We start from the raw sequence: 24380 nt of genomic DNA, 5'->3' as shown, positions 1-24380 counted from the left end.
TCACCCGTTTATCCAAGCCTTGACGTTCGAGCAGCGATCTCTTCCGCAAGGCTGATCCCTCCCTTCAATGCCCCGCCCGCCAGGTTGGTGGCGCCTGTCGATGCGGCTGCCGCCGCCTGCTTGCCGAGCTCGCTGTTGGCGAGCTTTTGGCCAGCCGACAATCCGGCCCTGGCCATAGCCGCTGCGCCCAGTCCGGCACTCGCAGCCCTGCCCACGACACCGCCCGGGCTAACAGCCTGAATCACGCCGCTCAGAGAGCTGACGATCATCGGGATGCACAGGATACAAAGGATCATGATGATCAGGCAGGCCATATAGGGGAGGTAGTCGGCCACCGACTCGGAAACCGATTGAGCCCCGAGGTTTGACATATAGGCTTTGACAATGCGGATGACCCCGCCCAGCATGGTCGCGATGACAAGGGGATAGAGCATGTAGCTGATCGCGCCCTGCAGCCATTTGTTGAAGTAGTCTTTCGTCGCTTCGAACATGCTCAAGACGATGAATACGGGCGCAATCCCCAGATAGACCGTCACCATCACCTTTGCGAACACCAGCAACAGCGCCGTTACCGCCGCAATTGCCCCGAGCGACACGGTGATAACCACGCTCATGATCGCGCCGGCCATCCAGGACAGGTTGCTCAAGGTGGCGTTGGCCTTCGTGGAAAAGTCCGAAATAAAACCGTCCATTGCCGCAGCCAGGCTGTTCGCGCTGCCTGCATTCTCGCTGAAGGAACCAAGCAGACGCGCCGCAATGCTGTTGATACCGTCCTCGACCGAAGATGCGACAGCATGAAACTGCGACCAGACGAGCCCGATCTTGATGATGATAACCAGCTTGATCATCGTCACCAGCATGGCGCCGGCGGACATCGGGCGGTACTGAAGGATCATGTTTACACCGATCAGGACCACCGCCAGCGTTGCCATGGCGGACACCGTCGTTGACATGCCCGAGACAACCGCGCCAAAGCTCGATGCAGCAGCGCCGTCGAGTTGATCCTGGGCTCTTTTGACAAAATCCGCGACGATCCCCATCAAAAGACACCCTGTTTTGAGCAGAAATCGTCGAGATTTTCGCCGTTCACGAGCATCTCGGTATGCACAAAATCAAACACCCAGGCGCTCGAATCGTCATCGGCCAGATTGGCAAATCGCGTTTCGTATTCCTGCAAGGCAGCATCCCAGGTCGGGAAACGCAGCTCACAGGAACATTTGTTGCCAGCTTTCTCGATACCGGCGACGACCTGGCGCCGATAAATCTTCCTAAGAATGCGGTCACTGCTTGATCCGACGAGCGTCTTGTAGGCGATTTCTGGAGGATCGTAGGCGGTGCAGCCTCCAGCGGTCTTGTAGGTTGGCGGCATTTTGACGTCGTTGGAGAACGTCATGTAGTTCCGCTCTTTTTCGATTGCCTTGACGGCGCCGGCCTCAAGATCGGCCGCCACTTTTGGGGCGGCAGCTGTTTCAGCCGCGGAGCTCTGAAGTCCGATCGCCGCAATCGCAACGCCGATGCCGACAGCAACGACAGAAGCCAGGCCGAGAAGTACCGTTTTGTTCATGCTGCTTTCTCCGGAATGAAAATCTCTGCAATGCCACGCGTGTCGCCAACACGGCCCGTTTGAATGATCACGTCGATCGTGCGCAGCACGTAATTGCGCAGATCGCCATAGCTCATCGGCACGTCGGACCGCCCGGCGGCGATAGCCAGCCGGTCGAGCGCCAGTTCAGGCGTTTCCGCGTGTATCGTCGTCATCGAGCCGCCATGGCCGGTGTTCACGGCCTCGAGGAAAGTCATCGCCTCCTTGCCGCGAACCTCGCCGACGATCAGCCGGTCCGGGCGCATGCGCAGCGTTGCCTCCAGCAGCATGTCCGTCGTGCGCGTCGTGCCCGCCCGATCGGCGAGAAGCGCCACGGCGTTCGGCTGTGCCGGGAACAGCTCGCGCGCATCCTCGATGGTGACGATGCGCTCGTCGTCGGGGATCATCGAGATGAGCTTGCGCAATGCCACCGACTTGCCCGTGTCGGTCCCCCCGGAAATGACGATATTGAGCCTGTGCTCGACGCAGAACCTGAGCGCGTCCATCAGATCGCCCGCGGCCGCGAGCGCCAGCAGTTTCTTGTTGCGCTCTTGCCTTTCGTGTCTGAGCGACACCTGCTTGCCGTGCAGATATTTGAGCTCGATCTCGTCGATCGGCAACGAGGCGAACAGACGAAACGAAAGGGCGGCCTCTCCGGCGGTCGCCGGCGCCACCACCGACTGCGTCCGGATCGGACGGTCCTTGAAGGTGACGGTCGCCGATACCAGGAGTTTTTCGCGTCCAGTTTGCGCATGACTGGCGCCGGCAATCTGATCCGTTAGCGCCTTGGAAAGCCCGGGGTCGACTGTTTCGCCGGTGTCCTTCATCGAGACGTCGCCCCGCCGCAGAATCCAGATCCTGCGGTCGGGGTTGATTGCCAGCTCCACCATGGCGGGATCCTCGAACCACTTCGAGAACCGCTTCAGGTAATGTTCGAGGTAGCTCACGGGTCAGAAGATCTCCAGGTCGCGATCGACCATGATGGTCACGGCCGATCCCTGGTCTACACCGATCGTCGAAGGCCTGTTCAGGTAGGCACTCAGCGTATTGCTCATCGCTTCGCTCATGTTGTCCGACATGGCTTCCGCCGTGTCCGACACGGTCTCGCTGGTGTCCCCGCTGGCGGTAAGCGCCGAGGGCGCAAGCGCGATCACGCTGATCAACGCCGCGGAGCCGAAACGTTCCATGAAGTGGGTGTCCACCTTGCCGCCGACACCGGACCGGCCGATCGCATCGCCGCCATAGGCGCCGATCTCCACCGTCTGATTGTCCGGCATGATGATCCGGTGCCAGACGACCATCGCCCTTCGCTGTCCAAGCGAGACGTTGTCGGAATAGGCACCGATCACCCGCGACCCGCGTGCAATCAGCACCCGCGAGCCGTCGAAACTGTGTACGTCTTCCGAAACGATGGCGCGAATGGCGCCGGGCAGGTCGGTGTTGATGGCGGTTTCAAGTGCTGCCTGGATCATCGTGCCTTGCATGACGGTATGCGACGGATTGGCGATGATCTTGGCGCGCTGGATCGGCAATATCTTGCCTTGCTCGCGCGCGAACTTCTCATTCGAGCTCAGCCGCCGGCCTTCGTTGGGGTCGGCCGACGCCTTCTCGCTCGCACTTGCCTGCGCTGCCGCCTGGCCGCCATAGGCAATCATCGGCGATGTCGCCCGGCGTTGATTGAAGTTTTCCGCGCCGGTGTCCACCGGCCCCGAGCCTCCTTGCAAACGTGCCGCATCCAGTTGCGCCTGGAGCTGCTTGAGCTGCAGATCGCGATCGGCGAGCGCCCGCTCATTGGCCTTTTGCGCGTCAGTGAGCGACTTCTGGACTTCCGACAGTTGCGCGATCAGCGCCTTAAGCTGCTTTTCCTTTTCCGGGTCGGGCTTCGTCTCCGGCGCCGGCGCATTCTTCAGCCGCTCGAGCTCGGCCTGAAGAGCCGCGATCTGTTGCAGCAATGCGGGATCGGGTTCCGCCGGCAGGCTCGGCATGCGTTTCGGCAGCATCATTTTACCGAACGGCGAACCGTCCGCCGTCTGGAACTGGTCCGCTTCAGCGGTCTTCAGCTCCTGGTTCGCGTCGCTATCAGATTTCGGCCAGAACATCACGGCAACGGCCAACGACGTCGCCCCGAACAGGGCGGCTCCGAGCAGCTTTTGCTTGGCGCCGCCCGGGTGCACCCCTTGGCGATTGCGCTTTTGCGCCTCCTGAACTTCGGCCGCCAGCCGCGCCGCACCCGATTCGAGATCGTTGTCCGGGTTTTCTGTCATCGCGCCGGCTCCATTCTTTTGATCACTGCCTCGCTCTTGCCGAGCCGCACGACCCAGTACCGGGAAATGCCGCTCACCCGCACAGTCCCGTCCGGCATGGTCGTGCTGTTTACCGTCTTCTCGACGCCGGTCGTCGTTTTGAAGATCGCGGGAACCTCTCCCCTCAGGCTGAAGTGGAAATAGGTGAAGGCGCCATCATCCGACACCTGCTGAGGTGTGATGTCGGTCAGCACGTTTGCCCCGTAGCGCGTATAGGGCGCCGATTTTTGCACCGTCTTTATCGGTTGGTCAGCGCCTGCTTTCGATTGCGCGGCGACACCGCCATTGAAGCGCACGACGTAGTTCGCTCCTCGGCCGGATTCCTGCAACTGGAGGTAATAGGCCCGCAGATTGGTATAGACAGTCATGTTGGTCGTGGCGCCCGCCAAGAGCGGCTTGACCACAAGGGCGCGGCCGCCTGGCACGGCATCGTATTTGTATCCTTCGGTGTCGCCGGCAACGATGCTGACGATCTCTTCCCCGACACCGAATTCGATCGAGGTTACGCGCATGACGCCGGTGTTAACCCGATAAACCTGCCCGTCGACGTAGCTCGCGTTGCGCACCCGATTGTCGTAGCGTCCCGACGGCGGCACGGCCTCGGCGAGCGCGGAGCCGGCAACACCGATCGACAGAAGTGCTGTCCAAATGAGACTTCTTTTCACTGCTTGCCTCCTTCCGCCTTGCCCTCTTGCGGCCCTTCCGCGGCTTCCCGGTATCGCTCGGCGGCGACCGTGTACTCGCCCACCGTAAAGCCGAACGGGTTCGCCCAAACGCCGTCGAGGTTGCGCAGCGTCGACGGGTCATAGGCATAGGCAAGCGTCACGATGAACGTGCCTTCGGTCATGCCCTCGGACGTCGTCAGCCGTTTGGTGATCCGCGCCTGCGCCCGGTTGTTGCCGATATTGGCGATCGACGAGACCGCTACGTCGATCCGGGCGTTGGCCCCGTAGACCGTTGGCGGATATTCCGGATTGCTGGCGTCCCACAGGCCCTGCAACGATCTTTGCGCCTGTCCGGTCGAGCGCGCGAACACGCTTTCTATGCGTAGGTCGTTGTCGAGCTGGTTATAGCTCTCCCGGTCACGCACATAGGCATAGACGAGCGACTGCATCACCGCCTCTTTCTCGGCCATGCTGATCGTTCCGACATTCGCCATCGGCAGGGCCGAGCCAGTCGATGGATCGAACGGGATCAGCGCCGGCGCCGGCTTGTCGACCACAAGCGCGGTGACACCTGCCAAAATTGAGCCAGCCGCGCCAAAACCCATGCTGACGAATGCGATCTTGCGCCATCGCGCCTCGCGGTCGCGTGCGCCGAAGATCAGTTCCTCTTCGAGGACTTCCTTTACCGTCGCCATGGCCGCGCTCACTCGTTCGAAAAGGTCATGTAGGCGCGCTCTTCGGCAATCGCGGCCGCGGCGTTAACGCCGGCCTGGCCGGTGTAGACCGCTTCAACCGATTGCAGCTCGAGGCTCTTGGCCAGCTGTAGCGACAGCTCAGCCAGCATGCGCGTATTGAGGTCGATCGACTCCTTGATGTCCGTGCTCGACTTCGTCAGCTCGACCATCTTGTTGACGCGCGACAGCGACTGGCCGCTTTCCTTGTAGGTTTGCTGCGCTGTTGCCGCCAGCACTGCCCCACCGGAGGCCTGGGCCGCTGCCCGCTGAGCGCCTGGCACGGCTGATGACGCCATGCTCGAAACCTTCTCCTGGCTGAGACCGGCCGCCGACAGGGTCTTCTGCACGCCCTGCTTCAGCGCGGAGGCCTTGCCCGAAGTGAAGCCCGACCAGTCGCCGTTCATCCCCGCCTGGATCGTGCCGAGGACGTCAGTCAAGTTGCCGTTCAGCAGACCGTTGAGGTCGCCGTCCATCACCATGCCGACGATGTCGCGCATGCCGGTAAACTTGCTGTAGATGTCCTGCAGTTGCGTCAGTTGTTGCTGCAACTGCTCCAGCTGCTTCAGCCCGTTCGCCAGCATGTCACTTTGGATGCCGGCGTCCTTCAACAGGACTTCGAGCTGTTTGATGGTCTGGAGGATGTTCTGGCTGTCGATCGTTGGCACGCCCTGCCCATTGGCGCCGGAAGCAAGCGAGACGGAGAGAACTGCGGCCAAACAAAAACGTCTGATCTTCATATTAAGCCTCAATCGTTTGAGAATTGCATGTACTGGCGCTCGACCGCCTGGGCGGTCGCTTCGTTCAGTGCCTCAGCACTGAACTGCTTTGTTTGGGCGGCGAGCACGCGCACGCGCAAAGTCATGATCCGCGCCATTTCTGCGCGGGCGTAGGTATTGAGCGCCCACGCCTGCGTCGGATTTTCGTTCTGCTCCATCTTGCCGATGATTGCCTTCAGACGGTGGGCAATGGCGGCGATCTCTGAGGCCGTGTTGCTGCCGTATCCAGACGTGGCGTCGCCGGTCATGGCCAGATTGGCGCCGGCTGCAAGCACCGGCTCGATCGTTCCCTCGGCGTCGACCCCGCCGATCTTCGCCAGATATTCGTTGTACTTCGCCGGGATGACGCGAACGTAGTTTTGCGTCTCCTTGAACGGCGGTACGCCACCGTGCTTGCGAACGTTGCCAGGGCCGGCATTGTAGGCTGCCAACGCCAACACAACGTCCCCGTTGAACATGTTCAGCATCTTGGCGAGATAGGTCGCGCCGCCCACGACCTGCGAATAGGGGTTTGTCCGATAATCGCCGGCTACACCCATTTCCGCCGCCGTGCCGGGCATCAGCTGTGTCAGGCCCCAGGCGCCGACCGGTGATCCGACAAACGGATTGAACCGGCTCTCCTGCCAGATCAGCGCCTGCAGCAGGGCACGCCACTGCGCCTGGCTCAGGCCGGCAGCACTGACGCCGGCATGGCCGTAGGTTGCCTTGGCGCCGGCGATGATCACCTGCTCGACCGTCAGCGCCGCGTCGCCAAAGGTCTTGTCAGCCGCCGGGTTCTTTTCGTCCGGACTGTAGAGGTTGTCGGCCGATGCTTTCGGATCTCCCGCCCCCTCTTCGAGCGTTTCGACCATTTGCGCGGTATCGGCCGCCGGCAGTTCACCGGCGGCAATCAGTTTGTCCAGTTCCGCGATGATGTCGGCGTCGAGGCTTAGAAGTTCCAACTGGCGCGAGCGTTTCTGGCCTTGAACCGCGACGTCCTGTTCGAGCGTCGACGTGATCGCCAGACTTTTCGCCAGACCGTTGCCGTCGATGATCGGCACGCCTTGCGCCCATGCGAGGTGGGTGCTGGCGGCGAGCGCGATCGCAAAGGTGATGCGCAAGCGTGGAACCCGCCCCCTCATTGGCGCGCCCACAGTTCAGGCAAGGGCGTGAAGGTGCAGGCACTGCCGAAGCGGAAACATTTCGAGCGCGCCGGCTCGACCGAATTGCAACCGGAAAGGACGCCGGCGAGAAGGCACAACAGGATAAGTCTGGTCATTTCAGGTCCCCATTTTCGTTGAACCGATCGAGCGCCCGCTGTCCCGTTGGACCGCCGCCAAGGATTTTTAAGGTGTCGCCAAGCCGGTTCAGGTTCGCGTCGACGACGACCGACTCCCGATCGTTGCGCACGAGCGCCAGGCGTAAGGCCGGAGACGAACCGAGGATCACCTTGAGCTCGCGGCTGGTCATGTTGAGCACCGCATAGTCGTCTTCCGTCGCACGCGGGTTCGGAATGCAGATCTGTGTCTGCACGGCCTGAAGCATCGACAGGCCGGCCGGGCTCATTTCGAGCTGTGACGGAAACTGCGTCACCATCATCACGACCGCATTCAGCTTGCGGGCCGTCACCAGCCAGTTTTGCAGCTTGGCCGCGAAGTAATCGGTCGCCAGCGCCTTCCACGCCTCATCGATGACGATGAGTGTCGGCCGACGGTCCTGCAGCTTCCTCTCGAGCCGCTGGAACACATAACCAAGGATCGCCGTGCGTTCCTTCTCATGATCGGAATCAAGCAGCGCCGTCAGGTCGAAACCCATGACCGACCTGTTCAGCGCGAAATTATCGGTGGCGTTACTGCCGAATACCCAGCCGTACCGGCCGCCCGGCGCCCATTCCCCGACCCGCTGCTCGAGGTCGCTTTGATCGTCGACGTGACGAAAGAGCGCCGGAAAGTTCGAGAAATTGCGAAGATGCTCTGGCGCCCGGGCATTCTGCACGACGGCATCATGCAGCTGTTGTATCTGGACGGGCGAAAACGGCCGATCCTTTCGGTTCAACAGCGCGGTCAGCCAGTCGCTGAGCCACATCTGCCCGGCCGCGTCTGTTTCTGAATAGAGCGGATTGAGCCCGGTCGGCACATCAGGCGAAATCGTCGAATAGCTGCCGCCGAGCGCCTTGATCTGGACCTCCAGACCCCGACGGTAGTCGAAGGCGAATATCCGGGCGCCGACGCGTGCCGCCTGCGCCGCCAGGAAGGCGATCAACACCGACTTGCCGCCTCCCGTCGGGCCGTAGATCATCATGTGCCCGGATGGCGGCTCCGCATCCGGCCGACCGGCCGGATGAAAGGAGAACTGGTAGGCGCTGTTTTCCGGCGTCGGGAAAACGGTAATCGGTGTCCGCCACGGCAGCTCCGAGCCCTCGAGACCGGTTGGAGTCCTGTGCAGTGCCGCCATGCCGGCAAAGGCGCGGTTGCTGATGAGGCCGGTGCGCGCGCGATAGCTGGCATTGCCCGGCCATTGCGCGAAATAGTGGCCCTGACCTGCAAAGGCCTCCGTGATCAGCTTCGTTCCCTTCGCCCCGGCGATCTCGTGAACTTCCTGAGCCGCCTTGCGAAGGGTTTCCTCGTCCTCAGCGTAGATCGCCACCGTCATGTGATGATGGCCGAAGCTTTCAAGGCCGCTTGCGACCTTGTCCCGCCCTTCCTCCAGGATCGCCTGGTCCGTCTGCGCTGGATCCCCGATGCTTCGGCGCTGTTTGACCGTGCGGCGGAACAATTCGCCGGCCTTGTCTTCCGAAATCGGCACAAACGAATTGGTGATGACCATGTCGAGTGGCAGATTCAGTTCGTCGAACATGCCGGCATAGGCTTGCCGCGGGTAGTTCTTGATCGCGAAGATCTGCCCGACCCGGTTGGAAACCGTGCCGCCGGAAATGAAGATCTTCGTACCGCGGAACGTCGGGCGATAGTTCGCGACGTTGCGGGCGAGGATCGCGAGCTCCTGGCTGGGGTAGGTGGGAAGTTCGATGCCCGTTCCGATCCCTTCGAGAAAGCCGATGAGTTCGCCGCTCGTCCCGGTGAGAACACGCCCGCCATGGGCGGACATTGCCGAAACGATCACGCCGACCAGGTCGCTGAGCGCGGCAAGGCGATTTTCCTTGTCTGCAATGAACAGCTCGATGTTGTCGGCCCGGCGCGACCGTGCGCGCAATTCCTGCAGCTTCTCGCCCCACTTCAGCGTCCGCACGATGCTGGTGGGCCGATTGAGAACGGTAATGGTCAGCGTCTTGTCGCGAAGGCGCCGCTGCGCGAGATTGTCGCGCCAGGCCTTGTCGAGCGATCCTGCAAAGCTGTCGCTTTCGATCAACGCCATCTCCGGCTTGAACGGCCGGCTGATCTTGTGCACGTAGAGGCTATGGCCGACGCCGGCGTGGGAGACGATATCGGCGATCTGGCCCTTCAGCGCCTCGATGTCGGCATCATTCGCCGTCATTGAATTGAGGCCGCCAATCCGGATGCACTGCAGGAGCTCGCCGCCGCGCGTCAGGATGGTCTTGTCGTCCTCCTGCAGCGACACGAACGGCAGATCGTCCTCAAATTGCAGCTCGTGTTTCATCGCGCGGGGAAAAACCCGTTTTCCCTGCTGCGAATGGAAGAGCTGCAGAAAACCGGGCGAAAACTCTCTCCTGCTCTTACGGCTCATACGAGTACCCCTGCCAAAGTGCCTTGTTTCTCGCGACGCCGAAATGCTTCGTCGTCACGGCGATCACGTCGAAAAAATGGGGGTCCCAGAGCGTCAGGCCGTAAAGAGCCGGATAGGTCAGGACCAGCGTTCCGAGGCCCCAGAAGCTCTCGCTCCACATGAAGACGACAGCCCCGGAGACGAACCAAATGAGGGCAGCCATGCTCGGAAGCCCAAGCAGCTTTGCCGGCCGCAACAGGCCCATGTAGATCGTGTCACGCTCCACCATCATTTGGCCCCGCTCCCTTCGTCAGCTCGCCCACAAGCTGCTGACGATGGTGGACGCCGAGCCGACGAACACGATTGCCACGATCACCCACATGGCCTGGCGGAAGTCGATGACGCCGAAGAACCAGGTGATGGCCACGCCAATCAATGCCAGTGTGGCAATTGTCTTGCCGAGCGTTCCCGTTAGTGCTGTCGTGATCGAGGTGAGGAAAGTCGTCACGGGATTGAGGTTGATTTGCTGCGCGGCGGCCGGTTCCATCATCAGGATCCACATGGCAAAAACGATTGCCATGAAGACAGCCGTTCTGGTGATGAAGCCAGCCTGCGCATCGGCGAGATGAAGATTGAGGCCGGTGGCCCTTGCCGGCCGGGCGTTGGCCGGTATCGCAATTGACATAGGTTTCACTCCTTGCTTGCTGTTGCGACAGTCATTCTGTGAAACACCGCCATCACCTTGCGGACGTGGCCTTGTGTTTCGGCGTATGGCGGAATGCCGCCATATCTCGTCACGGCGTCAGGCCCGGCGTTGTAGCCGGCGAGCGCCAGTTCCTTTGAGGCGAAACGGTCGAGCAGCATCAGAAGATACCGGGCCGAGCCGTCGAGGTTCTGTTTCATGTCGGTGGGATCGACGCCGAGTAGCGCGGCGGTCGCGGGCATGAGCTGGCCGAGCCCGATCGCGCCGGCCTTGCTGATGGCCGCGGGGTTGTAGCCACTCTCGATTTCAATGTTGGCGCGGTAGAACGACTGCCACTCGGCCGGCGACATCTGGGCGCGCCTAAGTCCGATGTGAGTCGTGTAACGCGACGCAACATCTTCAATGGCTGAGGCGACTTCGGCTGGGGGAGTGCGCAGGGCAGTGCGAGGCGCGGCAGCACTCTCGCTTGTTGCTGCAGGTTCAATGTCGAGGGGAATTCCGCCATTGCCAAAATGGCGGGCGAAGGATGAGGCTTGATCTCGTGCTGTGAACGACCCGGTGTCCCTGTTCAACACAAGAACAAGGTCGTCCGCCCATGCCCATTCAGTCCAAACTGACGTCAGGGTGATAAGTAGGGGTACCGCTTGCCTCAACCTCACACCCGTCGCCCTTCTTCATCGGTACGGGAGCAACGGTTAGACCCAGTTCCAGCATGTATCCGAAAACGCCATCGATCGTTTTGAATACCCGCGGTTGCGCTTTACCTTTCACAAGACGGAACATGTGGAGCGGCGTCCATCTGTTATTCGCCTCGTTGTGAACGTAAAACTGCCAGAGTCCATGTAAGCGACTGCCGTCACGCACGGCCGTCTCGGTGCAAACAATCAGCAGCTTGCCGCTGCTTTGGAGTTGCTCCTTAAAGGCCTGCTCGCTCACGCCGTTTTCCAACCGAAATACAGCCATCAAAGGTGCCCTCCTGACCCGCTCTGGACTTAGAATCGGCGGACTCTATCCAGTTTGCGCGCATTTTTGCACCCCATTTACTGAATCGGTCTACAGCGATCGCCCATCGTTTGTCAATACACGGTATTGCTGCTAAATAAACGGTTAGTACTTCTCAAACACGCCATCGGTGTCACGTGGATGTTACCCTTTGACCGCTGGCCTTCCGTGCTCATTCCAGGAGATGAATCATGTTTAAGATCAAGCTACTCGCATCCGCGGCTGCGACCTGCGTACTTGGGGCGATCGGTTCCCCTACTCCCGCCAATGCCTATCCTATTGACTGCGCAATCTTGCTTTGCCTGGCCGGCGGCTTTCCTGCCAGCACAGAATGTACCGCAGCGAAAGCCGAAATGATCCGTCGCATTACCCCTGTACCTGTCGAGCCTCCGCTGCAGCTTTGGAACTGCCCAATGGGGCTCTCCGCAGATGTTGCGTCCGCAATCGGCCCCTCAGCGATGAGCTTGGGTTCCGACGGTTTAACGCCCGACGTTTGGCACTACCGCGATGCCATCGAACTCTTTGACGTCAAGTATCGGCGTTACCGGGAAGACCATGGAACAAGAGTGAGCGACAACACGAGATCCGGATACTACGACCAGAATGGCACTTTCCGCTGGAAAGGTGCTAGTTTTGAGTCCGGTCCTGGGTGGCTTGTCGAAGCCGTTGGGGGCAGCCGCGTCCCGATCTATCAGACTTACGGCCGCAACAGAGAATATCAACGTGTGATCGGTTATCGAAACCAGCCCAGTTTAGCCATAGGAACTCTTCGAGCGATCGTCATGCGCTTCAAGGATTACAAAGGCGTGTATTACACCGAAGTGGTACGCTACTGAGGCGCCCGCCACCCGTTGGACGCCCCGGAGCGGCGTCATCACACCGTGCGCCGCTCCGATTACCGAAGCCCCACAGGGTCACTCGCTTGTGGAGGCATCAGCTGCTCCGGCGGGGCGGTTCATTGGAATTGGCACGCTCTTTAGCAAGGCCTTCACGGGTCGCTTGCCGAATGGATCCTCTCCTGCCTCTTCCAGAGCCTTCTCGAAACCATCCATCGCCGCCGTGAGCTGCACGTCTTTGCCCGCACGCGTACGGTAATGCATGCCGATCTGTTGCGACTCCAGGAGCAGCATCTGCATCAGACCGTCAAATCGTACCACGGCGATGCAGACGCGCTGGTAAGACCACTCATCATCCTTGATGATGCCGGCGAACGAACCGGCGCCGATCGAGAGACCTACGGATCGGTCGAGGTCCGCAGGTCCCGAAAAGACCAGGACCTGCTCTTCCTCTTCCGTTAGCGTCAGCCGCCACAAGAGGCCGCCTCCCTTGGTCGTTAACGTCTGTTCCAGTGCGCAGAGGCGCTTGTTTTGCGAAACGGAAAGAGCGCAGCGTAGCGTCCAGGGGCCGAGCGGCCGCTCGACGGTCATACGGTAGCCCCATGGTACGACTTCGCCTGGAACATCGAGCGATGCAAGGCGCGGTCCTGCCGATGCAGAAGCAATCGTGAATACGATCGTGGTAAGAGTGATAAATGGTCGCCACGTTCGGAAATTCATTTGCGGTACCAACCTTGAGCGGGAACCTCGGCGAGCTCGCGACCACTGTCAATGCCGTGCCACGCGGTGAGCAATGGTATCGTCGCTTCGACGATCTCAGCCGTAACGGAATTCACGATAGCGGCATCGCAATGCCGCTTCACGATCCGCGAAACCGTTTCCGTAAGCCACATCTCCGGTTGGGCAAAAGTGTTGCAGAGCGTCGCGATACGTTCAGCGGCATGGACTGGGTGTAGCCCTTGGCTCATATTGACGATGCGACGCATTTCGCTCCAGTTCTGCAGCAAGATATGCGTCGTCTTCTCCCACAGCTCGGAACTTCCCGCTGAGCGCTTTCTCACGACATCTGTATCGGCAAGTGCCTCCAGGTCGACGTCTTCGAGGCAAAACGGCCCAGATCTGAAGCAGACGACATTGCCAAGCGTGGATGATGCAATGGAGGCGAAACCGTCAAAGCCATTCCCGCTTAGACGGAAATAGCTTTCCTGGTCGGCGCCAATATGCCTGAAAACGATCTCCTCCGCAGCTCCCCTTTCTTCGAAGGGCACCGCAAGCATGTTGCAGCTCGTGAAACCGTAGGATTTGCCGCAATAGTGGCACCGACCGACCTCAAGAAAGCAGGCGAACATCTGGGCTTCGCCCTTAGGCCAGATGTCTGTGATCTCGTAGCGGTCTTCAATGAGCGAATGACGGGATTTCGACGACATTTCCTTGCCGCTAACGACGGCGATGACGGTGTCACAAGAGGGGCAACGAGCATCGAAAAATTCATAATGAAGAGAAAGCATAATTCGCGCGGTCCCAAGAATTTCAGAGGCCAGATCTGCCTCAAGTTGCACGACTGATGGCCTCTTAAATCAATCCCACGGGATGACGGACATCAGATCCTCGTCGTCCTGGCCAGGGAAGCGGCCGAGATTGGCGTTGAGCTTGCCGAAGCCGGTGTTGACGGTCAGCGTGAAATACTTGCCGCCGTTCTGGTTCGTTTTCTCCCAGATGCCGCCCACGTCGATCTTGCGGCCGCGGGGGCTCTTGCCGAACAACCGGTAGACGGGTGCCTTCGGGTTGTCGCTCTGAAGAGCCTCGCCGGTGAGATCATTGTCGTAGGCCATCGAGGCGATGTTTCCCGTCAGTTTGTCGCCGTCGAAGCGGATGAAGCTCACGAGGTCAGTCATGTCCATCTCCGACCGTCGTCGTCCCCATGGATGCTCCGGTGGCAGGATCGACGCACACTGCATCAGCTGATGCTAAACCGGGGCCTGAAGCTGTGAAGCAGGCCAAGGTTATAAGCAAGGCGGCAACGTTGGCGGGTGCGCGGGGACGGATGATTCGCCGCTTTGTCTTGTCCATAATTTCCTTCTCTCTTTTTCGTGCTGGACAGTTGCGATAAACAAAGCGTCTGGCTGCCGCCTCCTTGTTGGGAAATGGAACAACGACCATGGAAAATACCTCACGGCAAAGTTAAAAGCGGCTGCACAAAAATGCACCACTTTCGGGCAAGGCACACGCGCTACGGTTACCCGCCGCGCGGTGGACGCAAAACTTCGCTCCGTTTAGAGTTTGCGGGTGCGAGTGCCCACCATCGCTGTTGGGGGAAACTTATTGGGTCAAGGAAATCGTAATTACGCTCATATAATCAGATTACGCGAGTTGTTGAACGTTATACGAGCAAAGAAAGCTCGCTTCAAGGGTTTAACTTGAGCAGAGGAGCGAATTTCAGCAGATGCTAAGGGCCAGGCAATGATAAATGAATCGCAACAAAATTCAGATGAGAACGGAGCCACGCTTGCCGCGCAATGCGTCACCGCTCTCCTCAACCGACACGGCGTTCCAAAATATCGCCACTCTGTAACAGTCGCGGAAATCCTTGGCCTGTCCTATTCAGCGGGAAATCGGCGCATGACCATGAACGCGTCGTGGTCGCTGGAAGAGCTCAAGCAAATTGCCGAACACTTCAATGAGACCCTTCAAGAACTCGTAGCCGTCGCGAAAACCGATTCCATGGTCGAAGCTTCGGTTGTGATCAACAATCGCATCATTCCGTGCCGACTTAAGCTCGGCGAAGCTATTACACAGGTTCCGGCCGGCACCTTGATTGCAGCGCAAATTGAAGGTGGTGCCTGGCGGGTGACGACAGCAGACAACAAGCTGGTGTTCGGCGCGCATGCGGTCACGCGTCTGTTGGTCGAGACCACCAACCCGCGTCGGCGTGTCGCTATTCTTGACGACCACGCTGATACCGCTGAAATGCTAAAGCAGCATCTCGAGGCAGCGGGTTTTGAAGCTTTCGTATTTGGCAGACCAAGCCAGTTGGAAGACGGTACTGATTACGACGCTTACGTGCTGGATTGGATTATCGAAGAGGACGCGCAACAACACACGGCATTCGCGCTTATTCAGCATATCCGTGCGAGAAACCCCTATTGCCCCATCCTTGTGCTGACCGGCCAGATTGCAACGGGCGCAGCCGACGAACAGAGCATTGCGGCCGCTATGACTGCCTATAATCTCAAGTATTTTCAGAAGCCGCTAAGTATGCCCATTCTCATCTCCGCTCTCCACTCGAGTTTCAGACCTGCATGATGGTCGCAAGCTGACGGCCGCTAAGAATTCTTGCCCACGTTGGCGTCGTCTAACGGAACAACCGGCACGCTGAGATCGAAAATACTTCCGCCGCCATTGTTCGTGTCGACTGTCATCTTGGCGCCCAACTGAGCCAAAAGCGTTTGCACCACAGTGAGGCCAATTCCCTGCCCGCGGACCAGGCTTCGAGGCGACTTGTCAGCACCGACACTTAGCATGCCAGCGGGCAGTCCTGGCCCTGTATCTGCCACGCGCAATTTTAACTCTGCCAACCTCGGATCGAATGGCAGAACCTCCAAATGAACGTATCCGGCCAAAGTAGACTTGACCGCGTTCGAAATCAGATTGTTCAAGATTTGGCTGATCCGCTCGCTGTCTGACGACACAAAGATAGCCTCATCATAGCAGCCCAGCCGAAGCTCTATGCCCTTCGCCGCGGCCGTTGGCCGGTGATCCCTGACCACTTCCTTCACGAGTTCGACCGCGTCAAATGGACCTGACTGCAATTCGATGCGGCCGGTCCCCGATCGCGCAAGTGTAAGAATATCCCGGAGCTGAACCGAGAGACTGTTGACCGCTCTGCGGATCCTCTTGATCGCGTCGCCTTCATCTCTCGGAGACCGTTTCTCAATCAGGTCCACAGCGGAAATGAGGACTTGCAGCGGCGTTCTCAATTCATGGCCGATCATTCCCAAAAACTGCAGTTTTTCAGCAACTGCCCTTGCCTCTCCCGCCAAGGCACGCTCCTTCGCAGTCAACGTCGCTTGATAGCGTAACCACAGAACGACAAGCACGATGACGGCGCAAAACAGCAATCCGGCGACAATGCCCATAATGCCTGACACGTACCGAATGTTTTTCAGGGACCGTTCTTTTTCGAAGCTGTCGTGGATCCACGCAGCCTTGGCGATTTCTCGCAACGCTTGCTTCATATCTTCCAATCGGGGCTTTAAGGCTTGCGCCTCCGATCGTGACAAAGTCGTACCGAACGACGGCAGGACGTTGCTCGCAAAATCGTGCAATAGGGGTCGCACGGCTACAAACTCGTCCATCTTGCTATAAGCGCTGTTCAGCTTGGATGGCCGAAGCATGATGTTCAGGCTGGAAATAAGGACATCGTTGTGGGTTGCCAATAAATCCGCGTCGATCACTAATCCGGCCTCCAGCAGTCGGGCGTCCTGATCGAGATCTTGAATCGCATGAAAGGCCTGTTCGGCTGGCCAATATAGGTATAAAGGATTGTCCGTATTGGTGTTGAAGAATCCAAGATATTCCGATTTTATATAGTTCCAGTTATACCCTACCAGGGCAATACATACTGATATTAATGCAACCGGAATCAGAATACCACGCGGCACGAAATATTACTCCACAGATATAGCGCACAATTGCCAAACCATGCTCGATATATTGACCGGCGTATCCAGTTCTGCCGAATAAGAATCAACGGGATATATCGCAAAAATGGGCCCCCAATCTCGCCTGGTCAGATTCTGCCCATCACGACTTGTTGCAAGGATCATCCCATATTTGACCGCGTAATTGCGTTCTAGCTTCATCGAAAAGCCGTTGAGCGCGAAGAAATGCAGCTCGTTTCCATGCGCTCCCACCTTCTGGAGAACGCTGCCGAGCAGCGGCCCGGCGAAGTTGCTGCGTGGGGCCCATGGTGTTTCTGTCGAGACCTGGGAGGCAGGCAAAGCACGAAATTCTTGCTCCGACATCTCATAGACGCGATTTGTGTCGCTGCTTGTTGTTCCGACTTTTCCTGTAATCGTCAGGAACACGCCCCTCCGGCAAGGACTCGCCGTTGACAAATTTGCTCCAGCAGGATTTTCAGCAAATACGATTCCGAGTAATGTCAGAAAAGGCATCAACCTGCTTTTCAATGCTCGGTCCTCGTCGCAGTCCTCATCCCAGCCACCGCTCGCGACCTTTGCCGAAAGCGTTCTTCATCCGCTTGCGCAATCGACCTCTCCGGCCAGATCGCTTGATATGCATTCATCAAGCCTGGTTTGACGTCTTTGAAACTGACGTAGCGACTGCCGATCGAGCCAGAGAACGGAACGCGAGCCTGCAAAAAAGATACAGGAATCGTGCCTGCAAGCCCCCTACATATCACTTCCGGCACAGCCCCGACCGAAATCGCTAGCCGATACAAGGCCCCAGGCGTGTACGGGCGAACGTGGGTCGGATCGTCCCAAAAGCAGTCAAAACTATGATCCTCGACATCTCTCGTCGACGCGTCGAAGGCCGAGAACTCGCTTGGTGCTTCGATCAACAGCCGCCCGCCTGGCTTCGTAATTCGAGCCAATTCCATCGCGAAGTTGACTGGATCTGAAAGGTGCTCAATGACATGAGATGCTATCGTGAAGTCTGCAACGTCATCGGCGACGTGTAGCCGGTGATTCTCCATTGTTCCAAATGTCGCAAACTCTGGTCGTCCCGGTGGCTCCTGCCGATCGATTCCGAGGTAGGAATGCTGTTGTTGGGCGCATATCGCGGCCAAATTCCAACCAAAGCAGCCGATGTCGGCGACCACTTGTTTTTGTTCTGTACGCAGCAGTTCCAGAATATACGACACGGCGATCACCTATCGAGTTCGGTGCTTGTTTTCAGTTTCTTTGATGATCGCAAGGCGCCCATCAACGCGCATCGAATAGCCTTTGGCTCTCGAATATGGAAATAAGCTTACAATATCAATTGACGTTTCGCGCGAATTGCGCGCCTATGAGCTTGTAACGCTCATTTTGCCTTGGCGTCGGGGTTGATCCGTCAACAACGAGCCAGGGCAAAGACTGACAAAACCCCGCTTTTTGGCGTCAGCATCGTGTTGACGCTAGGCGAAAAGGCCGTCCGCTTTTGAGGGAGTATTCGACATGTCCAGAACGTAGAAAACCCGGCGCGAAGGCCGGGTCTCTTTGGAAATCACTAACGGATTGGCGTCCGTTTGAGTGCCACTGCGTGAGCTCAACATAGTTATTTCCCTGCATCGCTGCAAGCAGAAATGCGCCTTCGCGCCACGGAACTCCTTTGCCTCTTTCAAGGACAAAACCGTGACGATCCATATACAGCCCATCCCTCCTGTCGTCGTGCAGGCCATCGGACTGCTCGCCCGAATCAAGACCATCGAAGATGCCGATAACGTCTTTCAGCTCGCGCTCAAGCTCATCGCTGAGCTGCCCGAATACGAATTGCTGGCCGGACAAATGTTTGAGGCTGTCGATGAGCGCCGGCGCGAGCTCCGCACTTCGAAAAAACACGAGGCCCCGCAGCGCTCCTATTTCCCAACGCGACCGAAGTCACAAAAGTCCCGCACCAAGGCCGCTCGCGGCAAGCGCTGCCCGGCCCGCTGGGACAGAAAACGACGGCTCGGCGATATGTCAGCGATGCCGCCACATCTGCGTGGCCGGTTCACTGAAGGCGAGCGCGCCGTGCTCTATATCGTCGCCGCTGATTGCCGCCAGCATGGTTCCTGCCGCATCAGCGCCAAGGAGATTGGTGATCGCGCCGGCGTTGGTCAGACTACTGTACGTAACGCCCTGCGCCGTGCGCGGCAGCTGAAAATCGTCCGCGTCAGGCATCGGGAACAATGGCGTGGCAAAAACCTACCGAACGTCGTGACGATCATATGCCCGGTTTGGTGCAACTGGCTGCAAAAATTCCGGCCCCGCCTGGGCTATAATTTCCAGTTTAAGGGTATCAATAAACCGGCACTCTCAGTGACCTCCGGTGACAAGTTTATAAAAGGTCAGCCTTCAGACAACCGCAAGGACAATGCTTTGGGCGGCTTGCAACCGCTTGTTAGCTGCGAATCGCCTCCCGGTTGACGGTTGAAAGCCAAACAACAATCGAATCACCTGCAGAGCCGCCGCAATGGGCTCTTGAAAACGAGCCTGAAGCCAAGCCGTGCCAAAATGGCGCCGTGGCTCGAAGGTGAAAATCCGTGACGGCCCCACGGAGGCTACCGGACCGCCAGCCTCGAACTACTTACCGTAATCGTCATCGGTGGTACACTCAGGTGACGAAGTTCTTCAGTTCGAGCTCACGACGCGCGCCATGGTTGGCGTGCCCATCTGGCCGTCTCCTCGACGGCTCGAGGGCCGCAAACGTGTGGGGACGCGTTGCTTTCATCCTGTCTTTTTAGGTGTCATGCATATACGGTTGTCTTCGATGACACGGAAACATAAGTTGCGTGGCGAGCAGCGAGTTTACGTGTGGCAGGAGGGACAGTTGGTCGGCACCGAAACCTCTGACGGAGACCGAAGCCCCGGGACGATCGATGCAACCGCCGTTCGCGCGCAGCTTGATCGCATTACCGGTAGTGCGCAGTTTGACGTCCCGGATCGAGCGCGACGGTTCCTCGTTTACATCGTGGAAGAGACTTTGGTAGGCCGAGCCCAAAGGATCAAAGCTTACTCGATCGCGACCGAGGTTTTCGGGCGCGATGCGACGTTTGAACCGCAAATGGACCCGATTGTCCGCATCGAAGCCGCTCGAATTCGGAAGGCTCTGGAACGTTACTACCTGCTTTCCGGACAGAACGATCCGGTCGTCCTCACAATACCGAAGGGGAGCTACGTTCCGATCTTTTCATTACGAGAACACGGGCAAGCAACCGACGCCGAGAGTGCCTCGAACATGCCTGAAGCTCAAAGGTTAGCTTTTAGCCGCTGGAACCGGCGTAACAAAGCGATAATCGGGCTGCTTGCAGAATTGCTCGTTGTTTTATCGTTCATAGCCCTCGCGCCCGTACTCAAGGGAAAATTTCCGACGACGCAGGCGCAACTTCCAGCAACTCCAAGGCTGCTCGTTCAGCCATTTGAGGCATTGCCCGTCAATAGCAATTCAACCTTGATCGCAAGAGGTCTGACGAGTGAGATTATTGGACAACTCGCCAGCTTTAAGGAAATTGAAACAAGCATAGGATCCCACAGAGACAATCCAAATGCGAAAATCCGGTACGTCCTGCAGGGTGAGGTACGGATAGGAGGCGACAAACTTCGCCTCACAGTGCGGTTGATTGACAGCATTGGGGATGTGGTCATTTGGGCCAGCAGCCATGACGAAAACCTGCGCGTCAAGGACATCGTCGAACTTGAGATACGCATCGCCGACGAGATAGCCGCCGCACTGGCGGATCCCTATGGCGCCATTTTTCAGACGGACGCCGTCCGTGCGGCCCGGGTGCAACCGGATGACTGGGGCGCATACGCTTGCACATTGGCCTTCTACGGATACAGCGCCAACCCTAACCCCCAAGCACACTCTGAAGTTCAAAAGTGTCTAAAGAGCACCGTGGCGCGATTTCCTGATTACTCGACGGGCTGGGCACTGCTTGCTCTGAGCTATGTCGATGAGTTTCGCTTCCGCTTTAACACGACGGCATTGGCGAAGTTATCGCTGGGCCTGGCCGAGGAGGCTTCCCGCCGTGCCGTTGAACTGGACCCTCAGAACACGCGCGCTCTTCAGGCCCGGATGCTCGCACTGTTTTTCCGAGGCGATATCGAAACGGCCGTAAGCGTCGGTGCCCGCGCTTACGCTCTCAACGCTAACGATAGTGAACTCGTGCTCGAATACGGCTATCGGCTTGCCCTATCCGGCGCGTGGGAACAAGGTTGCGGCCTTCTTGATAAAGTGACCGCCCGCGATGTCGGTCCGATGGCCCAACTGCAAAAGGCACTGGCGCTCTGCGCTTACATTCGAGGTGATTATGCCGGCGCGGAACGCTGGGCGAGAGCAAGCAACCTGCCGAACGATCCCATTTACCATTTCATATTTGCCGCCACGCTCGGCCAGCTCGGCAAAAGTGCTGAGGCAGGTAAGGAATTGCAGTGGGTCGAGCAATATGCACCTGATCTTCTCAGCAACCTTCGGCAAGAAGTGGCGATCCGGATGCCCCGCCCAATCGATCAAGAGCACTTTCTCGCCGGCTTGAGAAAAGCCGGCTTCCCAATTTCATCCCAGTGACGAGCCTTGTTCCTTGTCTTGGGCGTTCTTATCGCCACATGAATGAGGGCCCAGGGCTCCTATCTGACATTGAGCGGCGAAAATGTTGCGGCTTGGTTGGCCGGCGATATGTGCGAGACCGAGCGCTCGCTTTTGCCGAGATGGCAAGGTTATTTTGCGGCGGTAAGCCGAACACACATGGCCCACCACGCTCGCGCTCCTGACGCAGAACGCGGAATTGCGGATGGGTGCATGGTCATCGACCAATGAGAGGAGCAACGGGGCTTCGTTTCGGAATTAGCGGTCGACTTCATCGGCTTATGCAACGTTGTATGTAGCCAGATCGCCCACTGCGAGACAACCTCATCGAGGATGCAGAGCGGATTCCCGGTTGGGGACCGGATGTCGACGAAGGTCCAGATGAGATACAGCAAGCGCCGTCTCTCGCTTTTTCTGCCACCGACGGGGCGAATAGGATCGCCATGTCGCCATGGCTGTCAAAGGGAGTTCCTCTCACCCATATGCGCTAAGGAGCCGTTGATAAATTATCGCATCGATAGCGGCTTGCTTGGGCTGATGGTGTAATTCCAGTGAGCTATGGTCGGAAATGGGTGACGAGGGCGATCAGGCGGCGCGATGGTCTGGGGTCGTCGAGTCGGCGACACCGTCGGTAAATTTGACGCGGGCGATGACCTTTGGCAACTGATTTTCGCCCTTCAGCCGGCGCCAGGTTTTGGCGGCGCTCATGACGAGCTTGAAGACCATGAGCCGCGCCGTGTTGTGGGACAGGCCTCCCTTGGTTCGCACCGTGCGGTGCCTGACGGTGGCGAAGACGCTTTCGATCGGGTTCGAGGTGCGCAGATGGTCCCAGTGTTCGGCCGGGAAGTCGAAGAAGGTCAGCAATGCCTCGTGGTCCTTCGTCAGGCAGTCGACGGCCTTGGGATATTTGGCCTTGTATTTGTCGATGAAGACGGCGATCGCGACCTCGGCGGTTGCCCGATCCGGGGCATCGCGGACCTCCCTGAGATCGGCCTTCATGTTCGGCTGCACCGACTTCGGCACCTTGTTGAGGATGTTGAGGAGCTTGTGTTGCCAGCACCGTTGATGGCGGGTCGAAGGCAAGAGCTCCTCGAGCGCCTTCCAGAAGCCGAGCGCGCCGTCGCCCACGGCAATTTCTGGCGCAATCGAAAGCCCGCGGGCCTTCAGCCCGACGAGCAGCTCGCGCCAGCTCTGGGTGCTTTCGCGCACGCCGACTTGAAAGCCGACAAGTTCCTTCTTGCCTTCCGGCGTCGCGCCGATGACGACCAGCATGCAAGCGGCATCGTCCTCCATGCGTGCCTGAAGATAGACCCCATCGGCCCAGATGTAGACGTAGCGGCGGGCTGACAGGTCGCGGCGTTGCCAGCGATCATAGTCGGCCTGCCACTCCTCCTTCAGCCGGCCAATCACCGAGGGTGACAGGTTCGGTGCGTCCTTGCCGAGTAAGGCGGCAAGCGCCTCCTGGAAATCGCCGGTCGAGATGCCGCGCAGGTAAAGGACCGGCAGCAGAGCGTCGAGGCTCTTCGTGCGTCGTGCCCACTTCGGCAGGATCGCCGACGTGAAGGTGATGCGATCCTCGCCGCAAGTCTCCAAAGCCCGGTCGCGCAGCTTGACGCGGCGCACCGCAACCGGACCGATCCCCGTCTGGATCGTTCTTTCAGGCCCATGGCCGTGCCGCACCACCCGGTCCCGCCCATCGCTCAGGCGTTCGCTGGCCATGGCCGCAAGAAACGCCTCGGCTTCCGCCTCCACGGCCTGTGCCAGAAGCCGGCGCGCGCCTTCGCGTAGAACCGATGTCAGGGGATCATCGAGCGTCTCGGGATGCGGAAAGGAAACAACAGTGCTATCTGTCTTCATGGCGTATCGCTCTTTCATGAGGTTCTGGCAGGCTTGTCACCCGCCTCGATACGCCGCCCTCATCAAACCGTCATCACCCAGTTTCCGTCATAGCTCTGGCGCGGTCGTCCCAAATCTTAGCCAGCTCGGTTGCTCGGTCTACTAGCGCGAGAATGATTTCCTGCGGCAAAAGAATAAAGTTCGAGAAAGTCCTTGTTCGGCTTCGAAGGCATCGCGATTCCAACGGTTTTTTCAAAATAAGCCGCGTCCAATTGCGCGGAGTCGATTTGCATTCACGTTACGAGAATTCCGAGAATCTGCAATGACAGCATGCGGCACACCAAGTCATTCGACATTCGCGCGACCACGTTTGGCGATCTCAGCAACGGTGTTCTTGCTGATGCCGAGATCACGGGCGATCCACCGATAGCTGCGGCCCTCTGCGATCGAAGCCGTCACTTTCGGTGCAAGTCGGTCAGATTTAGGGCGCTCTCCGACTTGGCGACCGAGCCTTTTGCCTCGGGCCTTGGCGGCGGCAAGACCAGATTTGACCCGTTCGCTGATGAGATCACGCTCAAATTCGGCAATGCCCGAGAGAAAGGTGGCTAGCATCCGGCCGTGGGGTGACGATAAATCGAACGCCATTCCGTTCATGGCGATAACGGAAACCTTCCACCCTTCCAGCTCGCGAAGGGTGTTGAGCAAGTCGACCGTGGAACGGCCCCAGCGAGAAAGCTCCGTAACGAGTACCGCATCAATTTTACGGGCTTGTGCCAGTGCCATGACTTTGCGCCGTTCGGCACGGTCGAGTTTGGTGCCAGAACCGGTCTCTTTGAATATTGCGGCCACCTCATAGCCCGCTCGATCAGCGAAAGCGGCGAGGTCCCTTTCCTGTCGTTCGCAGGACTGGTCGAGGGTCGAAACCCGACAGTAGATGACGGCGCGCTGTCCCAATTGAACCCTCGTGGATTTTGGTGCCGGAAGGCCTTGATTTA

General features: G+C 58.6%; 26 protein-coding genes. 4 read left to right on the top strand and 22 right to left on the bottom strand.

What is annotated here, in order from left to right; all coding sequences use genetic code 11:
* Positions 1 to 8 precede the first annotated feature (8 nt).
* From OVA00_RS11595 to OVA00_RS11530, 14 genes are all read right to left on the bottom strand, one after another.
* Positions 9 to 1040: a type IV secretion system protein gene (locus OVA00_RS11595; protein ID WP_268088950.1), complete on the bottom strand. Its 1032-nt coding sequence runs from the start codon at positions 1038 to 1040 to the stop codon at positions 9 to 11.
* The gene (locus tag OVA00_RS11590) at positions 1040 to 1450 is read right to left on the bottom strand and encodes a hypothetical protein (RefSeq protein ID WP_268088949.1); all 411 of its coding nucleotides are present in this window, start codon (positions 1448 to 1450) and stop codon (positions 1040 to 1042) included. The genes OVA00_RS11595 and OVA00_RS11590 overlap by 1 nt, the downstream gene beginning before the upstream one ends.
* A 110-nt stretch (positions 1451 to 1560) precedes the next feature.
* Positions 1561 to 2529 (bottom strand): ATPase, T2SS/T4P/T4SS family, encoded by a 969-nt coding sequence (locus OVA00_RS11585; RefSeq protein WP_268088948.1) that lies wholly within the window; start codon positions 2527 to 2529, stop codon positions 1561 to 1563.
* A gap of 3 nt (positions 2530 to 2532) precedes the next feature.
* Positions 2533 to 3846, bottom strand: a complete 1314-nt coding sequence (locus OVA00_RS11580) for a TrbI/VirB10 family protein (protein ID WP_268088947.1) — start codon at positions 3844 to 3846, stop codon at positions 2533 to 2535.
* Positions 3843 to 4550, bottom strand: a complete 708-nt coding sequence (locus tag OVA00_RS11575) for a TrbG/VirB9 family P-type conjugative transfer protein (protein WP_268088946.1) — start codon at positions 4548 to 4550, stop codon at positions 3843 to 3845. Before OVA00_RS11575 ends, OVA00_RS11580 begins: the two co-directional genes overlap by 4 nt.
* A complete protein-coding gene (locus OVA00_RS11570) occupies positions 4547 to 5245 on the bottom strand; it encodes a virB8 family protein (RefSeq protein WP_268088945.1) in 699 nt (232 codons plus the stop codon). The genes OVA00_RS11575 and OVA00_RS11570 overlap by 4 nt, the downstream gene beginning before the upstream one ends.
* An 8-nt stretch (positions 5246 to 5253) precedes the next feature.
* The gene (locus OVA00_RS11565) at positions 5254 to 6021 is read right to left on the bottom strand and encodes a type IV secretion system protein (protein ID WP_268088944.1); all 768 of its coding nucleotides are present in this window, start codon (positions 6019 to 6021) and stop codon (positions 5254 to 5256) included.
* Positions 6022 to 6029: 8 nt separating this feature from the next.
* Positions 6030 to 7160 carry a lytic transglycosylase domain-containing protein gene (locus OVA00_RS11560; RefSeq protein ID WP_268088943.1) on the bottom strand — a complete coding sequence of 377 codons (1131 nt, stop codon included), beginning with the start codon at positions 7158 to 7160 and terminating at the stop codon, positions 6030 to 6032.
* Positions 7161 to 7177: 17 nt separating this feature from the next.
* Positions 7178 to 7318, bottom strand: coding sequence for a hypothetical protein (locus tag OVA00_RS11555; protein WP_268088942.1), 141 nt, complete (start codon positions 7316 to 7318; stop codon positions 7178 to 7180).
* The gene (locus tag OVA00_RS11550) at positions 7315 to 9654 is read right to left on the bottom strand and encodes a TraG/VirB4 family ATPase (RefSeq protein ID WP_268088941.1); all 2340 of its coding nucleotides are present in this window, start codon (positions 9652 to 9654) and stop codon (positions 7315 to 7317) included. The genes OVA00_RS11555 and OVA00_RS11550 overlap by 4 nt, the downstream gene beginning before the upstream one ends.
* Before the next feature lie 76 nt (positions 9655 to 9730).
* A complete protein-coding gene (locus OVA00_RS11545) occupies positions 9731 to 10012 on the bottom strand; it encodes a type IV secretion system protein VirB3 (protein WP_268088940.1) in 282 nt (93 codons plus the stop codon).
* Positions 10013 to 10030: 18 nt separating this feature from the next.
* On the bottom strand, positions 10031 to 10405 hold the full coding sequence (locus tag OVA00_RS11540) for a TrbC/VirB2 family protein (protein WP_268088939.1): 375 nt from the start codon (positions 10403 to 10405) through the stop codon (positions 10031 to 10033).
* Positions 10406 to 10410: 5 nt separating this feature from the next.
* Positions 10411 to 10773, bottom strand: a complete 363-nt coding sequence (locus OVA00_RS11535; protein WP_268088938.1) for a lytic transglycosylase domain-containing protein — start codon at positions 10771 to 10773, stop codon at positions 10411 to 10413.
* Between the two features lie 253 nt (positions 10774 to 11026).
* A complete protein-coding gene (locus OVA00_RS11530) occupies positions 11027 to 11386 on the bottom strand; it encodes a hypothetical protein (protein ID WP_268088937.1) in 360 nt (119 codons plus the stop codon).
* 230 nt (positions 11387 to 11616) lie between these two features.
* Between OVA00_RS11530 and OVA00_RS11525 the strand changes: the two genes are divergently transcribed.
* Complete coding sequence (locus tag OVA00_RS11525) at positions 11617 to 12261, top strand: hypothetical protein (RefSeq protein WP_268088936.1); 645 nt, start codon at positions 11617 to 11619, stop codon at positions 12259 to 12261.
* 78 nt (positions 12262 to 12339) lie between these two features.
* Here OVA00_RS11525 and OVA00_RS11520 read toward each other — a convergent pair whose 3' ends face one another.
* The 3 genes from OVA00_RS11520 to OVA00_RS11510 form a co-directional block, all read right to left on the bottom strand.
* Positions 12340 to 12852, bottom strand: coding sequence for an invasion associated locus B family protein (locus tag OVA00_RS11520; protein ID WP_268088935.1), 513 nt, complete (start codon positions 12850 to 12852; stop codon positions 12340 to 12342).
* Positions 12853 to 12977: 125 nt separating this feature from the next.
* Entirely contained in the window at positions 12978 to 13820 is an 843-nt protein-coding gene (locus OVA00_RS11515) for a hypothetical protein (RefSeq protein WP_268088934.1), read from the bottom strand.
* A gap of 18 nt (positions 13821 to 13838) precedes the next feature.
* Complete coding sequence (locus OVA00_RS11510) at positions 13839 to 14156, bottom strand: DUF736 family protein (RefSeq protein WP_268088933.1); 318 nt, start codon at positions 14154 to 14156, stop codon at positions 13839 to 13841.
* 565 nt (positions 14157 to 14721) lie between these two features.
* Between OVA00_RS11510 and OVA00_RS11505 the strand changes: the two genes are divergently transcribed.
* Positions 14722 to 15564, top strand: coding sequence for a helix-turn-helix domain-containing protein (locus OVA00_RS11505; RefSeq protein ID WP_268088932.1), 843 nt, complete (start codon positions 14722 to 14724; stop codon positions 15562 to 15564).
* Between the two features lie 20 nt (positions 15565 to 15584).
* Here the strand turns inward: OVA00_RS11505 and OVA00_RS11500 are convergent, their stop codons facing one another.
* Genes OVA00_RS11500 through OVA00_RS11490 form a run of 3 tightly spaced genes read right to left on the bottom strand, consistent with a single transcriptional unit; the run spans position 15585 to position 18154 of the window.
* Positions 15585 to 16922, bottom strand: a complete 1338-nt coding sequence (locus OVA00_RS11500) for a sensor histidine kinase (protein ID WP_268088931.1) — start codon at positions 16920 to 16922, stop codon at positions 15585 to 15587.
* 6 nt (positions 16923 to 16928) lie between these two features.
* Positions 16929 to 17435, bottom strand: a complete 507-nt coding sequence (locus tag OVA00_RS11495; RefSeq protein WP_268088930.1) for a hypothetical protein — start codon at positions 17433 to 17435, stop codon at positions 16929 to 16931.
* 11 nt (positions 17436 to 17446) lie between these two features.
* Positions 17447 to 18154, bottom strand: a complete 708-nt coding sequence (locus OVA00_RS11490) for a class I SAM-dependent methyltransferase (protein WP_268088929.1) — start codon at positions 18152 to 18154, stop codon at positions 17447 to 17449.
* A 361-nt stretch (positions 18155 to 18515) separates the two neighbouring features.
* Between OVA00_RS11490 and OVA00_RS11485 the strand changes: the two genes are divergently transcribed.
* Both OVA00_RS11485 and OVA00_RS11480 read left to right on the top strand, forming a co-directional pair.
* Positions 18516 to 19391 (top strand): hypothetical protein, encoded by an 876-nt coding sequence (locus tag OVA00_RS11485; protein ID WP_268088928.1) that lies wholly within the window; start codon positions 18516 to 18518, stop codon positions 19389 to 19391.
* 403 nt (positions 19392 to 19794) lie between these two features.
* A complete protein-coding gene (locus OVA00_RS11480) occupies positions 19795 to 21531 on the top strand; it encodes a hypothetical protein (protein WP_268088927.1) in 1737 nt (578 codons plus the stop codon).
* Positions 21532 to 22134: 603 nt separating this feature from the next.
* Here OVA00_RS11480 and OVA00_RS11475 read toward each other — a convergent pair.
* Together OVA00_RS11475 and OVA00_RS11470 are read right to left on the bottom strand one after the other, a co-directional pair.
* Positions 22135 to 23406 carry an IS256 family transposase gene (locus tag OVA00_RS11475; protein ID WP_268088971.1) on the bottom strand — a complete coding sequence of 424 codons (1272 nt, stop codon included), beginning with the start codon at positions 23404 to 23406 and terminating at the stop codon, positions 22135 to 22137.
* A gap of 324 nt (positions 23407 to 23730) precedes the next feature.
* A complete protein-coding gene (locus tag OVA00_RS11470; protein ID WP_268088926.1) occupies positions 23731 to 24339 on the bottom strand; it encodes a recombinase family protein in 609 nt (202 codons plus the stop codon).
* Positions 24340 to 24380 lie beyond the last annotated feature (41 nt).

This window comes from Ensifer sp. SL37 (genome assembly GCF_026672675.1).
In the GTDB taxonomy this organism is placed as follows: Bacteria; Pseudomonadota; Alphaproteobacteria; order Rhizobiales; family Rhizobiaceae; genus Ensifer; species Ensifer adhaerens.
The sequence above is the reverse complement of the archived record's forward strand: the minus strand, read 5'-3'. Positions and strand labels throughout refer to the sequence as shown.